The organism is Desulforhabdus sp. TSK (genome assembly GCF_022836495.1).
In the GTDB taxonomy this organism is placed as follows: domain Bacteria; phylum Desulfobacterota; class Syntrophobacteria; order Syntrophobacterales; family Syntrophobacteraceae; genus Desulforhabdus.
The window spans coordinates 25,229-39,130 of record NZ_BQXM01000030.1 but is presented as its reverse complement, the minus strand read 5'-3'; the positions used below and the strand labels follow the sequence as shown (position 1 = coordinate 39,130).

Genomic DNA, 13,902 nt, shown 5'->3' with positions numbered 1-13,902 from the left:
GTCACCTTGGTCTCACTCACTGCGAAAGTCTTCCGACCGAATGCCGTACTTGCGCATGAGCTGCTGGAGAGCCTGCCGTTCCAGGCCGCAGGTGCGCGCCGCCTGGGTGACATTGCCCTGAGTTCGGGACAGGAGGTCCCCGATATAGCGCTCATGGAACCGCTGAAGGAGCTCTTCCTTGGCCTCCCGATAATCCAGGAGCTTCACAGAATCCTCCACCAGGCATTTCTTGTCCTGGAGCCGGTCCTGCCAGCCGATGTCTTCCGCCCGGATCTCCTCGCTTGGAGCGAACAGGATCCCACGGATGAGCACGTTTTCCAGTTCCCGCACATTCCCTTCCCAGGGAGCCCTCAGAAAATATTCCATCAGCTCGGCCGATACGATCTTCCGCGGGCGATTGAGCTCGGCGCAGTGCTTCTCCAGGAGGTAACTCACCAGGTGCGGGATATCCTCACGCCGCTCCCTCAGAGGAGGCAGAACGATGGGCAGCACATTGAGGCGGTAAAAGAGATCTTCCCGGAATTCACCGGCCTTGATTTTCCCTGGAAGGTCGCGGTTGGTGGATGCGATGACACGCACATCCACGTGGACGGACTTCGTATCCCCGAGGGGCTTGATTTCCTTCTGCTGCAGGACGCGCAGGAGCTTCGTCTGGATGGTGGTGCTGATGTCCCCGATTTCATCCAGGAAGATGGTGCCCCGGTGCGCCTCCTGGAAGAGGCCGATTTTGTTTTGGGTAGCATGGGTGAAGGCCCCTTTGCGGTAGCCGAAGAGCTCACTTTCCAGGATTTGCTCGGGAACCGTCGGGCAATTCACCGCCACGAAGGCCCGATCCCGCCGGTCGCTCAGGGCGTGGATGGCCCGAGACACCAGGTCCTTCCCCGTCCCCGATTCCCCCGTCACCAGGACGGTCAGGTCGGTTTTGGCCACCATTTGAATGGATTCATAGACGCGCTGCATCTTGGCGCTGCGCCCCACCAGGTTCTGAAAGGCATCTTTCAGGTTGGCCCGGCGCTGCAGATTGAGGTTTTCCCTGAGGAGTCGGCTGCGCTCCAGCGCCTTGCGCAGATTCAACACGAGGGCGTCATGGTCGAAGGGCTTGGTGATGAAATCGTACGCGCCGCTCTTGATGGCCTCCACCGCCAGCTCGATGCACCCATGCGCGGTCATCATGACGACGGTGAGCCAGGGATGCCGCCGGCGCAGCTCCTCCAGGAGCTCCATGCCGCTCATGCCGGGCATTTTCATGTCGATGAGGGCGAGGTCCGCCGGCTCCTGCTCCAGGAGGCTCAACGCTTCCGCCCCCGACCGCGCCGTTTTCACTTGGCACTGAAGCTCCGGTTCCAGGCTCCGCTGCAGGAGCTGCAGCATGTCCGGTGCATCGTCCACCACCAGAATGGTCTCTTTCATTCCTGCTTCTTGCCTGTCTGATCCATGCCGAGGCCGGCACTTCCATCCATGACGGGCAGCACCACCGTGAAGGTGGATCCTTTGCCCGGCTCACTTTCCACCAAAATTTCCCCGCCATGATCTTTGACAATACCATAGCTCACGGACAGCCCCAAGCCGGTGCCTTCCCCGGTTCCCTTGGTGGTGAAGAAAGGGTCGAAGATGCGCGAAAGGTAATGAGGCTCGATGCCGGAGCCCGTATCCGCCACCTGGATGAAAACCTGCTGCCCCGCCCCGTCGTAACGCGTGGAGACGTTCAGATTGCCTTTTTTCCCCATGGCCTGCTTGGCGTTCATGATGAGGTTCATGAGGACCTGCTTGATTTTTTCCTCGTCCAGGACCATGGGGGGAATTTCCGGGTCGAACTGTGCCTCCATACCCACCCCGTCCAGTTGAAAATGGTACCGGACGACGCTGAGCACCGTTTCCACCGTCTGGTTGATGTGGCAGAGCACCTTTTGGGTCCGCGTGCTCCGGGAAAAGCTCAACAGGTCCCCCACGATGGTCTTGCAGGTCCGAGCATGCTTCTCGATGATTTTCAAATCCTCATAGCGCTGGGTGGTGCTCTCTTCGTTGCGCAGGAGGAGCTGCGTATAGCCCAGGATGAGGCTGAGGGGATTGTTGATTTCATGGGCGATGCCCGCAGCCAGCTGGCCGACGGAAGCGAGCTTGTCCGCCTGGAGGAGCTGCTGCTGCATGGCCTTTCTCTGGGAAATGTCCTTCACGAGAAAATGAATGCCCTCTCCATTCTTATCGGCATGGGCCTCCACGGCCGCACTGAGGAGGACACTGAAATGGGCCCCGCCCGACCGCTTCAACTCCACTTCCGTGGGGAGCGTGTACCCCTGAGAAGCAAGGTCATCCTGGAGGGCCTGCCAGGCTGCGGGGTCATGAAAAAAATCCTGGAAAAAAATCCGCACTCCCCCCTGCTGTTCCCACGAAATGCCGAGCATTTGAGCCCCGGCGGGATTGAGGCTCAGAATGGCCCCATCCCCGTCCGCCACGAGGATCATGTCCCTGGAGACCTCGAAAATGCGACGGTATTTGCGCTCGGAAGCCGACAATTCCCGTGTCCTCTCCATGACGAGATTTTCCAGGTTGCGGTTCATGAAAAGGATCTTCTCATGGGCTTCCTGCAGGACCTTCTTGTCTCCCAGGATTTGCTGGTAGACCTTCCAGATGCGCTCGAAAAAGAGCGTGATGGATGCGGCAATGACGAAGGTCAGGCTGTTGATGGAACCGCTGTAAGGCTTCAGAAGGTTCCAATAATCTTCCAGGCCGACCGTGACCAGCACACGCTTGGCGATATGACCCACCGATCGTGAGATGGCGAAAGCCGCGAAGCTGTAGCAAAGCCAGAGGAGATAAATCCAGATGACGTTGCTGGAATCCTGGTCTCTCAGCCGCCGGGCCAACCGCACGCAGAGGAAGGAAAAGACGATCATGACGCTGGAGCCGGCCAGGTCCACGACCCAGATGGGAAAGAGGGGAAGGGTCATGGCGCCGGTTCCGTGGGCCGGGAGGCTCCCGCCCTCCGAAGGAGCTCCCGCAGCCCCAGGTAGAGGCAAACGATCGCGGGAACACTCAGCAGGTGGTCCATCTTGGCCAGGTAGTACAAAACGGCCAAACCCTCGGGATCTTCACCGAGGTCCACCCAGCCGTTCCAGTGGCCGGCGTTGATGGTTTCAAAGACGACCCCCCGCCCATCCAGGTAGTGGGCGATGAAGGCATCCGCATTCCAGAGCATGAACAGGAAGGCGGCATATTGCACAAAGCGCCACCCGGTCTCCTGCACCAGGCTTCTTTGCCGCAGCCAGTAAACGAGGATTCCCATGGAAAAGAGGAAAAACAAATGAGCGATCTGATGGACATAGAGCCCTTCGGAGGCGGTATGGACCTGGGTGGCCTCGGCGGTCTGCGCCGACAGCAGGACACACGAGAGGCAGAGGACACTTTCAAGGATATGAAAGGCACCGAGACAGGGCGTGGTTTTGGAGGTCCTCATGATCCGGCAATCCCTCATGGGCAAAGCCCGCTGCAAAAGCAGCTCCAGGGTCAATTCTTTTCGGATAGCGCTTTATAAAACTTAAATGTTATGTTATCAACATCGTTTTAGTTTATATCTCCGACTCTTTAGGAATCACACGTTTTGATGTATTCGCTGGATAATGGAGGGTAAAACCGCGTGAGCACCCTCATGAGTCGCCTCAGCATCTGTTTTGCCGCAGGTTGCGTGGGTGCCCTGGTCAACTCGTGGGTGGTCTGGTACCTGGGCCGCAGGGGCATTCCGCAGCAGCTCGGGGTCGGTATTGCACCCAAATGGAGCGCGACTTACCTTTATGCGCGTCTTGTCTGGGGAGGGATCTGGGGGCTGGTCTTTGCCGTGCCTTTCTGGAGAAGCGGATTCTGGACGGGGGTTTTCAGCCGCGGCATTCTTTTCAGTTTTATCCCTACCCTGTTTCAGCTCCTGGTGGTTTTTCCCGTTTTTCAGGACAAAGGCATGTTCGGACTGGCCCTCGGGACGCTCACTCCGGTGTTTGTCTGTCTCTACAATGCGGTGTGGGGCTTCTACACGGCCCTGTGGCTTTTCCTGGCCAGGGAATGAGTCGCCGGGGGGACATTTCCTGCTCGATACGAGCGGCAGAGGGCAGGAAAGCCGGCAGGGCTGCCCATACGCCATAGATTTGGATTCATTTCATCACGGAATTTTCATGGAGGTTTTTCAGTGGGAATTACAGTTGCTTTTGGGGGAAAAGGCGGTACCGGCAAGACGACCATCGCGGGACTCTTGATCCGTTATATGATCAAAAACGGCATGAAGCCCGTCCTGGCCATCGATGCCGATGCCAATTCGAATCTCAATGACGTCCTGGGTGTGAAGCTCGAGGAAACCTTGTCGGACGCCCGGGAAATGATGAAGAAAGACGTCCCGTCGGGAATGACGAAGGATGTCTTCATGGAAATGAAAATGGAGCAGGCCCTCGTGGAAGGGGACGGCTTCGATCTCATCGCCATGGGACGCCCCGAGGGTGCCGGATGTTACTGCGCGGCCAACAATCTGCTGAGCAGCCTCATCGACCGCCTGATGAAAAACTACGATTATCTCGTCGTGGACAACGAAGCGGGGATGGAGCATTTCAGCCGCCTCACCCAGAAGGACGTCGACCTGCTCCTGCTGGTTTCAGACCCCAGCCGACGCGGCTTAACGGCGGCCTGCCGCATCATGGATCTGGTAAAAAGTCTTCCCATACGGGTCAACCAGACGGCCCTGGTGGTCAATCAGCTCCAGGCGGAGCCCACATCGTGGCCCCAGGACGTTCTCGACACCTTCAGTAAAGACCAGATCACCATTCTGCCCGCCGATCCCCTTCTGGCTCAATTCGACATGGAGGGAAAGCCGACGAGCATGCTTCCCGCGGATGCTCCCATCGTGAAAGCGGCAGACGCTCTTTTCACACGGCTGCTGGCAAAGGACAAATAGTCCGCGATCTTTTGTCGCGATAAATCCGGATACCCGGAAACGGCATCCCTAACGCCGCCGCTTCCCAGGAGGGGGATTATGTTCAAAATTCGTCGCGCACTCTTGAGCGTCACGGACAAGACCGGCCTCGCGGAATTCGCCCAGGGTCTCAAGAGCATGGGGGTTCACATGCTCTCCACAGGGGGCACGGCCCGCCTGCTGCGAGACAGGGGCATCGATATCATGGAAGTTTCGGACCACACCGGTTTCCCGGAAATGCTTGACGGGCGGGTAAAAACCCTGCATCCCAAGATTCACGGGGGCATTCTCGGAATCCGCGACAACGAAGCCCACATCAAGACCATGGAGCAGCACGGCATCGAGCCTATCGACATGGTGGTGGTGAATCTCTACGCCTTTGCCAAAACGGTTGCGCGACCCGGCTGCACGCTGGAAGAGGCCATCGAAAACATCGATATCGGCGGACCGACCCTCATACGGGCCGCCGCCAAGAATTCCCGTGACGTGGCCGTTGTGACGGACCCGGACGACTATCCCGTCATCCTGGAAGAAATGAAGCGCTCGGGGGGACACGTGTCCCGCAAGACCAGCCTCAAACTGGCCTGCAAGGCCTTCTGCCTGACGCACACTTACGACGGCAACATCTGTGAATACCTGCAGGAAGTGACCCGCGACAATTCCTGAGCGTCCTGCACCTGGAGAGAGACCCTTCATGAAAGTACTTGTCATTGGAAGCGGCGGCAGAGACCATGCCATCGCCTGGAAATTCGCCCAAAGCGACCGGGTCAAGCAGGTTTATGTGGCTCACGGAAATGCGGGCATTGCGGAAATCGCCACCTGTGTCGACGCGCAGACCGTGGAGGCCATGGCCGATTTTGCGGAGAAGGAAAAGATAGATCTCACCTTCGTGGGGCCCGAAAAACCCCTTTCTTCGGGGATCGTGGACCTTTTCGAAAGCCGTGGACTGGCCATCGTCGGCCCCAGCCGGAGGGCGAGCCGACTGGAATCGAGCAAATGCGACACGAAAATCCTCCTGAGGGAGCTGGGGATTCCCGTTCCCGAGTTTGCCGTGTTTTCCGACCCCGAACAGGCCAGGGCCTATGTTCGCCAAGTGGGTTATCCCGTCGTGGTGAAAGCCGACGGCCTGGCGGCGGGCAAGGGAGCCCTCGTCTGCGACGGGGTTGAAGACGCTCAAGAAGCCATTCGGGCCATCATGGAAGAACGTATTTTTGGAGACGCCGGGGAGCGGGTAGACATCGAGCAGCGACTCTACGGCCGCGAGCTCTCCTTTTTCTGCTTCACCGACGGCTACACCCTTGTCCCCATGGTAGCCGCCCAGGACTACAAACGGGCTCAAGACAACGATACAGGCAAGAACACCGGCGGCATGGGATCCTATTCGCCCCACCCCTGGCTGGACGAATCCCTCGTCCATAAGATCATGTCACAGGTGGCCGAGCCCCTCATCGCGGGGGTCCGGGAGAAGTACGGGTTCCTTTATCGGGGGATCCTCTACCTGGGACTCATGCTGACGGGAGAAGGCGAAAACATTGTTCCCCATGTCCTCGAAATCAACATACGCCTCGGAGACCCCGAGGCCCAGGTGATTCTCCCCCGCTTAAAAACCGACCTGGTGGACGTGTGTGAAGCCATACTGAACGGACGCCTCCAGGACCTTCAACCGGAATGGGACCCGCGCTACAGGCTCTGTCTCATTGCCGTCAGCGGTCGAACCAAGGGTAAAAAAGGCTGGTACAAAGGCTACCCGGAACGCTACAAGATCGGCCTGCCCATCACGGGGCTGGACCGCATCTCCCCAGAATGCCAGGTCTTTCATTCGGGAACGGGCTGGGACGAGGCCGGGCGGCTGGTGACGACAGGCGGCCGGGTTCTCTGCCTTGTGAGCACGGGGGACACCCTGGCTCAAGCCCGGGAAATCGCTTACAGAGAAATGGAAAAGGTCTCGTTCGAAGGCCTTTACTGCCGCAGCGACATCGGCAGGGAATGAGCGCTCCGCCAACATTGCAGGGAGTCTTGCAGCAATGAGTCAGAAGAAGGATGCCCCCCTGGTGGGCATTGTCATGGGGAGCGATTCGGATCTTCCCATCATGGAAGAGGCCTTCAAGGCCCTGGATGGCTTTGAAGTCCCCTACGAAGTCCGGATTCTTTCGGCCCACCGCTCGCCCGGAGCGACGGCGGCCTACGTAAAGACCGCCGCTGAGCGCGGATTGCAAGTCCTCATCGCCGGAGCCGGCTGGGCCGCGCACCTGGCGGGAGTCATCGCCGCGGAAACCATTCTGCCGGTCCTGGGCGTTCCCATCGATTCATCGCCGCTGCAGGGGATGGATTCGCTGCTGTCCACCGTACAGATGCCTCCCGGCATTCCCGTCGCCACCATGGCCATCGGCAAGGGCGGCGCCCGGAATGCAGCCCTGTTCGCCGTGCAGATCCTGGCCCTCCAGGACCCCCTGCTCGCCGAAAAGCTGCACGCGCATAAAAGGAAAATGGCCGAGGAGGTTGTGGGCGAGAAGAACCGCAAGCTGGAAGACTATCTGGCTGCACGGAAATCGGCTCCCAAGGGGAAATAGTCGGTTCCCTCGGGAACCGGCATTTGGATGGCCTTTTCGAAAACGTCATGGTATCTTTCGCTCCCATGTCAAACTGCCCCGTATGGAAGGTGGACCCCGCCCGGCCGGAAGCGACGGCGATAGATGCCGCAGCTGCCCTTGTGCGTGAGGGAGGAGTCATCGTCTATCCTACTGAAACCTTCTATGGACTGGGGGGGGATCCCATGAGGGAAGCCGCCATAGAACACATCTTTCAGATCAAGGGGAGGAGCTTTCACAAACCCCTTCCCCTCATCGCATCCCGGATGGACAGCCTCCGCAGCGCTGTGGGGGATTGGCCTTCCACCGCCCAAAAACTGGCCGGCGCTTTCTGGCCCGGGCCCCTGACCCTGATCCTCCCCGCGTCCCCTGCCCTGCCTTCCACTCTCCACGCGCAGACCGGAAAAATCGCCGTTCGCATCTCCTCGCACCCCGTCGCAACAGCCCTTGCGGCAGCCGTGGGGGGACTTTTGATTTCAACGAGCGCCAACACGTCCGGAGAGCCGGCGTGCAGCAATCCCGAAGACCTCTCGGAGTCGCTGCTCCACCGGGTGGACGGGGTGCTCCATGGGGGCCGCCTTCCCGGAGGAGCGCCTTCCACCATCGTGGATGTGAGCGTACGCCCGCCGCGCCTGGTGCGTGAAGGAGTCTTGCCCTGGGATGAGGTGAAAAACAGGTGTGAAGCATAAAGGACGCTGAAAACGCTGGCTGATGCGCGCTGACGGACGCTGACGGACGCTGAAGGAAATATCGGCGCTCGTTGGGGGGCATCGGTGTTTTTTAGCGTGCACCCCAATAACTTTTTTCATTTAGAGTACACCGTTGTGCAAAGTTCACTGATCGTTGCTTTTGTGTTGGTTTTCGTTTTGCTTGTGGGGCTCATTGTCCTGGCTTCCCGGCGATGGCGCCGCCTGGCCGAGAGCGAGCCGCGGGTCATCCTGACGGGCGGAGGTACAGGCGGGCACGTCAATCCAGCCCTGGCCATTGCCGAAGGGATCAAGAAACGTGACCCGGACACTCAATTCCTCTACGTTGGAGTGCGTGGCAAAGCCGAAGCCGTCATTGTGCGGCGCGTAGGCTACCCACTGGTATTTGTTTCCTCGGAGGGCTTTCCCGGCCTGAGACCTTCCTTCCGCACCCTGAGGTTTCTCTGCCGTTTGTCCCTGGGAGTCGTCCAGTCTCTTTTCATTCTGTTTCGCTTCGCGCCCCGCTGGGTCGTTGCCACGGGGGGGTATGTGAGCGCGCCCATCATCATCGCCACGCTGATATTGCAGGCGCTGCGCCTTTCACCCACGAAAATATTCCTTCACGAACAGAACAGCATTCCCGGACAGCTCAACGCCTTCCTGGGACGGTGGGTGGACCGGGTGCTCCTCACCTTTCCTCAGACGCTTTCCTTTTTCAAGAAGAACGGCGTCGTGGTGGGATACCCCATCCGCGGTTCCATCGCTCTCAAACCCAGGGAAGAAGCCCAGAAAGACCTTTCATTCACCCTTCCCCCCGGCCGCCAGGTGGTGTTCGCTTTCGGAGGCTCCCAGGGCGCCCGCACCATCAACCGCGCCCTTGTCGATGCCCTGCGACACCTGCTCCCCCACCGCGACCGCCTTTTCATCGTCCACGGCATGGGCCTCAATCAAGCCGGGGGCTACGATGCCGCCGCGGACACGAGGGCACGCCTGGAAGCCTCGTTCGAGCCGGAAGAGCGGGCCATGCTCGACACCTTCTACTATCGACAGGATTATTTTCATAACATTGGAAACGTTTACTCCATCAGTGATCTCATCGTCTGCCGCAGCGGCGCGGGCAGCCTCAATGAAATATCCCAGCTGGGAAAGCCGGCCATCCTCATCCCCAAGGCGAATCTCCCCGGAGATCACCAGGTCATGAACGCACGGGCCATGAAGCATGGAGGTGGCGCGGAAATCCTCTTCGAAGACACCATTGTGGAGCAGGGCGAAGTCCTGGAAAAGCTGGAAGGAGGAGTACTGGCCGAAAAGATCCTGCGTCTCCTGAACAGCCCGCAGCGGCTGAACGAAATGGCGGCACTCAGCGGGCAGTTTTTGCGGCGCCATGCGGTGGAGCGCATTCTGAGCGAACTGTATCAGGATGACAGCTACAACAACGGGACGGGATACAAGTCCATCCCCTTCAAGCCGCTCCTCACCAACCACCGGCTGCTCCTGGTCCTCCAGCGGGCGCACCAGGCGGACCCTATGGGCTACAACCCCGCTTCGGCCGCCGGCGATGAGGACGATCTCACCTACTACCAGCATCGGGCCGCGGGGCTCCTCAGCCATGAGCCCTGGCAGGACCGCAACCTGGGGGTCAAGCTCATCGGGCTGACCCTGTATCGTGAAAAGATCCCTACCCTGCTGCACATGCTTTCGGACACCACCCCCACGTCCTGGATCAAGCGGTGCTTCGGTGGAGATTTCAAGCAGGTCGGCTTCATTCGCAGAAACATCGTTCAAGCCCTGCAGATTCTCGATCAGCTGGATCCCGAGGTAGAGCGCCACCTGCTCCGGGCCATGGAGGATCCCTACTTCGAAGTCCGTTCCCAGGCATGCATTGCCGCCGCTCATTTTGGACCGCAGCTGGTGGGAAAAGATAACTGGCTCCAGGCCGTCATCCAGAGGCTCAAGGACTCCTGCTTCGAAGTCTCCGTGGAGGCCGGCAAGGCCGTGGGCGAAATCGGTGTGGACCACCGCGCCCTGGACGTGCTGCTGCAGTTGAAGGAATCTCACTACTGGCAGGTGCGGGATGCCGCCCTCAAAGGCATCAAACGCCTTTTGGAGCGGCGCGTCATCGCCCCCTCCCCGGAGTTGCTCAAGCAGATCGCGTCGTTCATCCTCACGACAACGGATTTTCGGCCTCACTTTTCCATCAAGGAGACCTATCAGACCCTTCAGAAGCTGTGCCGCGAAAGAGAGTCCGAGAATGTCGTGTATGCCGCTCCCGAAATCCTGCCCGAAACCGCCTTAAGGAAACGCATGTCATGATTTACGAAATATGTAACTTTCTCATGCAGCTTTCGGAAACCTTCTCCTTTTTCCGACTGGTGAACTACATCACCTTCCGGGCCATCATGGCCGCTCTGACAGCGGTGATTGTCCTCTTTCTTTTCAGCCGATATTTCATTCTTTTTGTCCACCGCCGCTGCCTCCTGGACCAGGTTCGAGAAACGGGCATCGACTCCGCGTTCGACAAGCGGGGGACCCCCACCATGGGAGGGGTTCTCATCGTCGGATCGGTGCTCTGCTCCATGATCATCTGGGGAAACTGGCGCAACCCGTTTCTCCTCTGCTCCATTGCGGGAATGCTCTGGTTCGGGCTCATCGGCTTCTACGACGATATGGCCAAGGTTCGAAGAAAGAGTGGGGACAGCGGCATGTCCGAAAAATGCAAGCTTCTGCTGCAGGGAGGCTTCGCTCTCCTCTTCGCCTGGATCTGCGTGGGTCCCTATGCCCCCCTGGGCCCGGAATTGGCCACAAAGGTGTACATCCCCTTTTATAAACACGCCCTCGTCGACTTCGGCCCATACCTCTACGGACTCTTCATCTTCCTTTTCCTCATCTTCGTCACCAATGCCGTCAACATCACGGACGGGCTGGACGGACTGGCCATCACCCCCACGATTTTCGTCGTGGGCGTCCTGGGGATCTTTGCCTACGTGGAGGGCAACCGCATTTATTCCGCCTACCTCTACTACCCCTACCTGCGCAACGCCGGGGAATTGGCCATCTTTGGGGCCGCCTTCCTGGGGGCAGGTTTGGGCTTCCTGTGGTATAATGCCTACCCGGCCCAGATCTTCATGGGCGATACGGGCTCCCTGGCCATCGGCGGCACCATGGCCGTCATTTCCGTGCTCCTCAAGCAGGAAATGCTCTTTCCCCTCCTGGGGGGGCTTTTCGTGTCCGAAGCGCTGACGAGCCAGATCCAGGATAAGATCGGAGTGCGCTGGATAGGGCGCCGGATCTTTTACCGGGCACCTCTCCATCACAATCTTCAGCACAAGGGGATGGCCGAAACCAAAGTCGTGATCCGGCTTTGGATCGTCTCGGGAATCCTGGCGCTCATTTCCCTGGCGACATTGAAGCTGCGCTGAAGGGGTTGCAGATTCTTCAGGGTCCGAAGCCCTGAATAGTGAGATAAAAAGGAAAAGCCATGCACATTCTGATACTTGGAGCAGGCGCCATGGGCAGTCTCCTGGGAGCCAGGCTTTCCAGGACGGAAGCGAGCGTCACACTTTTCAGCACCAACCGGGAGCACATCCAGGCTATCCAGGCCCACGGACTCTCCATCCTGGAGCTGGACGGCAGCGAGCAGCACTACCACCTGGCAGCGTGCGACCATCCCCACAAGATCCAGGAAGAGGTCGACCTGGTCATTGTCCTGGTGAAGAGTTACGCCACCGAGGAAGCCGTCGGGAGCATCCTGGGATCCTGCCATACCGGGACCCTATTTCTCACGCTGCAAAACGGCATCGGCAACTGGGAGCACATTGCCGGGGTGGTGGGTACGGAATCCGTCCTCCTGGGGACGACGGCGCAGGGAGTGACCCGGCTGGGGCCGGGAAAAATTCGCCATGGCGGCAACGGAGCCACCTTCATCGGAGAGCCTCGGGAACCGGCTTCCCACCGGGTGCAGTGCATCGTGGATGTTTTTCGGAACGCGGGCCTCGAGGCCCACCCCAGCGACACAATGCAGCAGCTCATCTGGGAAAAGCTCATGATCAACGTGGGGATCAACGCCATCACAGCCTTGGCGGGGATTCGCAACGGCAAGATCGTCGAGGTGGAAGAGGCCAGAGAGCTTTCCAGGGCGGCCGTCGAGGAAGCCGTCACGGTGGCGCAAGCCAGGGGATTCAAGATGCCCGGAAACATGGTGGAGAGGATGATAAAGGTCGCACAGGCCACGGCAGTCAACCGCTCCTCCATGGGCCAGGATGTCGATCGCAAAAAGCGCACGGAAATCGACGCCATCAACGGCGCCGTCGTGCATTTCGCCAGGCAGGACCAGGTCCCCGTTCCCGTGAATAAGACCCTCACACAGCTCATCAAGATCCTGGAGGCGGGGTATGCCAAAGGAGATTAAACCGGGTGATCCCGGGATTCCATAAGTCTCCCGGCTCACCCGGAGCCATAGCTGGAAGAAGTAGTGATCGGAAGTGCAGCCCGGCTTGACGGATTTTGGAAGAAATTTCGCCGCATCCGCCACCTGGCATGGACACCGACGCTAACACAACCGAAACCTCCAACCCTCGTGCGGCATTCCGGCACGAAAGAGCAGTAACGCTTTTTGTTGTGGTGATTTGAGCCGTCATGGGTAAAGGGCTCGCCAGGCCCGACCTGCCGGTCAGACACTAACACCTCAGAAGAAAGGAAAAAGACCATGCAGAAACGGACCACAGTTCCAGACATCATGGCCGCCAAGGGCAAGAGAAAGCTCACCGAACTGACCGCATACGATTACCCGACCGCCCTCTGGGTCGATCAAAGTGGAATCGATATGGCGCTGGTGGGGGATTCCCTGGCCATGGTCGTTCTCGGGCACGAAGACACCCTCTCCGTGGGAATGCCCGAAATGATTCACCACACCCGAGCCGTTTCCCGGGGGGCCCAACGCTCCCTAGTCATTGCCGACATGCCTTTCATGTCGTATCAGGCAAGTCTTGAACAGGCCCTCATCAATGCCGGCCTCCTTCTCAAGGAGGGTCGGGCCCAGGCGGTCAAGCTGGAAGGCGGCTGCAGGGTGGCACCCCAGATCCGCGCCATGGTGGATGCGGGGATTCCCGTCCAGGGGCATCTGGGACTGACCCCCCAGAGCTCGGCGCAGTTCGGCGGCTTCAAGGTCCAGGGAAAGACGGCCGAGGCGGCCAAGGTACTCATAGACGACGCCCTGGCCCTCACCGAAGCCGGCTGTTTCAGCATCGTCCTGGAAGCCATCCCTGCCTCCATTGCCGCCAGGATCACTGAAGCCATCCCCATTCCCACCATCGGAATCGGTGCAGGACCGCATTGCGACGGGCAGGTACTCGTGGTTCACGACGTGCTGGGACTCTACGAACGGTTCACGCCGAAATTCGTCAAACAATATGCGAAGCTGGGAGACCCCATCCGCCAGGCCCTGGCCCGGTACCGCGAAGAAGTGGAAAATGGGACCTTCCCCGGCCCGGAGCACACCTTCTCCATCGATGCCGGAGAGATGAGCAAGCTCGATACGACCCGGGGCAAGAAATAAACCACTGTCTCTGCCCGTCTGCAAACACGATCAGCACAGCTCCTCAGACACCCGTTGTGGCGCGGTCTCCGTTGTGGCACGGTCCCCCGACCGCCGCCCCCCGTTGTGACACGGTCTCCGACCGTG

12 protein-coding genes and 1 pseudogene are annotated in these 13,902 nt (G+C 59.3%); 10 read left to right on the top strand and 3 right to left on the bottom strand.

All coding sequences use genetic code 11. The features are described from left to right. Positions 1-12 precede the first annotated feature (12 nt). From MWC30_RS16080 to MWC30_RS16070, 3 genes are read right to left on the bottom strand one after another with little or no spacing between them, the layout of a single operon-like run. Entirely contained in the window at positions 13-1,410 is a 1,398-nt protein-coding gene (locus tag MWC30_RS16080) for a sigma-54 dependent transcriptional regulator (RefSeq protein WP_244085218.1), read from the bottom strand. Further along, positions 1,407-2,948, bottom strand: a complete 1,542-nt coding sequence (locus MWC30_RS16075; protein WP_244085217.1) for a nitrogen regulation protein NR(II) — start codon at positions 2,946-2,948, stop codon at positions 1,407-1,409. The genes MWC30_RS16080 and MWC30_RS16075 overlap by 4 nt, the downstream gene beginning before the upstream one ends. Continuing rightward, a complete protein-coding gene (locus tag MWC30_RS16070) occupies positions 2,945-3,454 on the bottom strand; it encodes a hypothetical protein (RefSeq protein ID WP_244085216.1) in 510 nt (169 codons plus the stop codon). Before MWC30_RS16070 ends, MWC30_RS16075 begins: the two co-directional genes overlap by 4 nt. A gap of 180 nt (positions 3,455-3,634) precedes the next feature. On the opposite strand from MWC30_RS16070, the gene MWC30_RS16065 reads away from it, so the two are divergent. The 10 genes and pseudogenes from MWC30_RS16065 (at position 3,635) to panB (ending at position 13,776) form a co-directional block, all read left to right on the top strand. Continuing rightward, positions 3,635-4,054 (top strand): hypothetical protein, encoded by a 420-nt coding sequence (locus MWC30_RS16065; protein ID WP_244085215.1) that lies wholly within the window; start codon positions 3,635-3,637, stop codon positions 4,052-4,054. 120 nt (positions 4,055-4,174) lie between these two features. Next, on the top strand, positions 4,175-4,930 hold the full coding sequence (locus MWC30_RS16060) for an AAA family ATPase (protein ID WP_244085214.1): 756 nt from the start codon (positions 4,175-4,177) through the stop codon (positions 4,928-4,930). Positions 4,931-5,008: 78 nt separating this feature from the next. Further along, positions 5,009-5,587 (top strand): annotated as a pseudogene (locus MWC30_RS16055) (IMP cyclohydrolase); the annotation flags it as partial. Positions 5,588-5,642: 55 nt separating this feature from the next. Next, entirely contained in the window at positions 5,643-6,938 is a 1,296-nt protein-coding gene (purD, locus tag MWC30_RS16050; protein ID WP_244085212.1) for a phosphoribosylamine--glycine ligase, read from the top strand. Positions 6,939-6,972: 34 nt separating this feature from the next. After that, on the top strand, positions 6,973-7,518 hold the full coding sequence (purE, locus tag MWC30_RS16045) for a 5-(carboxyamino)imidazole ribonucleotide mutase (RefSeq protein WP_244085211.1): 546 nt from the start codon (positions 6,973-6,975) through the stop codon (positions 7,516-7,518). A 23-nt stretch (positions 7,519-7,541) separates the two neighbouring features. After that, on the top strand, positions 7,542-8,225 hold the full coding sequence (locus tag MWC30_RS16040; RefSeq protein ID WP_244085210.1) for an L-threonylcarbamoyladenylate synthase: 684 nt from the start codon (positions 7,542-7,544) through the stop codon (positions 8,223-8,225). Between the two features lie 135 nt (positions 8,226-8,360). Further along, on the top strand, positions 8,361-10,535 hold the full coding sequence (locus tag MWC30_RS16035) for a glycosyltransferase (RefSeq protein WP_244085209.1): 2,175 nt from the start codon (positions 8,361-8,363) through the stop codon (positions 10,533-10,535). Next, positions 10,532-11,641 (top strand): phospho-N-acetylmuramoyl-pentapeptide-transferase, encoded by a 1,110-nt coding sequence (gene mraY, locus MWC30_RS16030; protein ID WP_244085208.1) that lies wholly within the window; start codon positions 10,532-10,534, stop codon positions 11,639-11,641. Before MWC30_RS16035 ends, mraY begins: the two co-directional genes overlap by 4 nt. Positions 11,642-11,700: 59 nt before the next feature. Beyond that, the gene (locus tag MWC30_RS16025) at positions 11,701-12,630 is read left to right on the top strand and encodes a ketopantoate reductase family protein (protein ID WP_244085207.1); all 930 of its coding nucleotides are present in this window, start codon (positions 11,701-11,703) and stop codon (positions 12,628-12,630) included. 297 nt (positions 12,631-12,927) lie between these two features. Next, a complete protein-coding gene (panB, locus tag MWC30_RS16020; protein ID WP_244085206.1) occupies positions 12,928-13,776 on the top strand; it encodes a 3-methyl-2-oxobutanoate hydroxymethyltransferase in 849 nt (282 codons plus the stop codon). Positions 13,777-13,902 lie beyond the last annotated feature (126 nt).

Bases quoted from the DNA above. Each gene is read 5' to 3' on its own strand.
- MWC30_RS16080 (WP_244085218.1), bottom strand. From the start codon at position 1,410: ATGAAAGAGACCATTCTGGTGGTGGACGATGCACCGGACATGCTGCAG.
- MWC30_RS16075 (WP_244085217.1), bottom strand. From the start codon at position 2,948: ATGACCCTTCCCCTCTTTCCCATCTGGGTCGTGGACCTGGCCGGCTCC.
- MWC30_RS16070 (WP_244085216.1), bottom strand. From the start codon at position 3,454: ATGAGGACCTCCAAAACCACGCCCTGTCTCGGTGCCTTTCATATCCTT.
- purD (WP_244085212.1), top strand. From the start codon at position 5,643: ATGAAAGTACTTGTCATTGGAAGCGGCGGCAGAGACCATGCCATCGCC.
- purE (WP_244085211.1), top strand. From the start codon at position 6,973: ATGAGTCAGAAGAAGGATGCCCCCCTGGTGGGCATTGTCATGGGGAGC.
- mraY (WP_244085208.1), top strand. From the start codon at position 10,532: ATGATTTACGAAATATGTAACTTTCTCATGCAGCTTTCGGAAACCTTC.
- MWC30_RS16025 (WP_244085207.1), top strand. From the start codon at position 11,701: ATGCACATTCTGATACTTGGAGCAGGCGCCATGGGCAGTCTCCTGGGA.
- panB (WP_244085206.1), top strand. From the start codon at position 12,928: ATGCAGAAACGGACCACAGTTCCAGACATCATGGCCGCCAAGGGCAAG.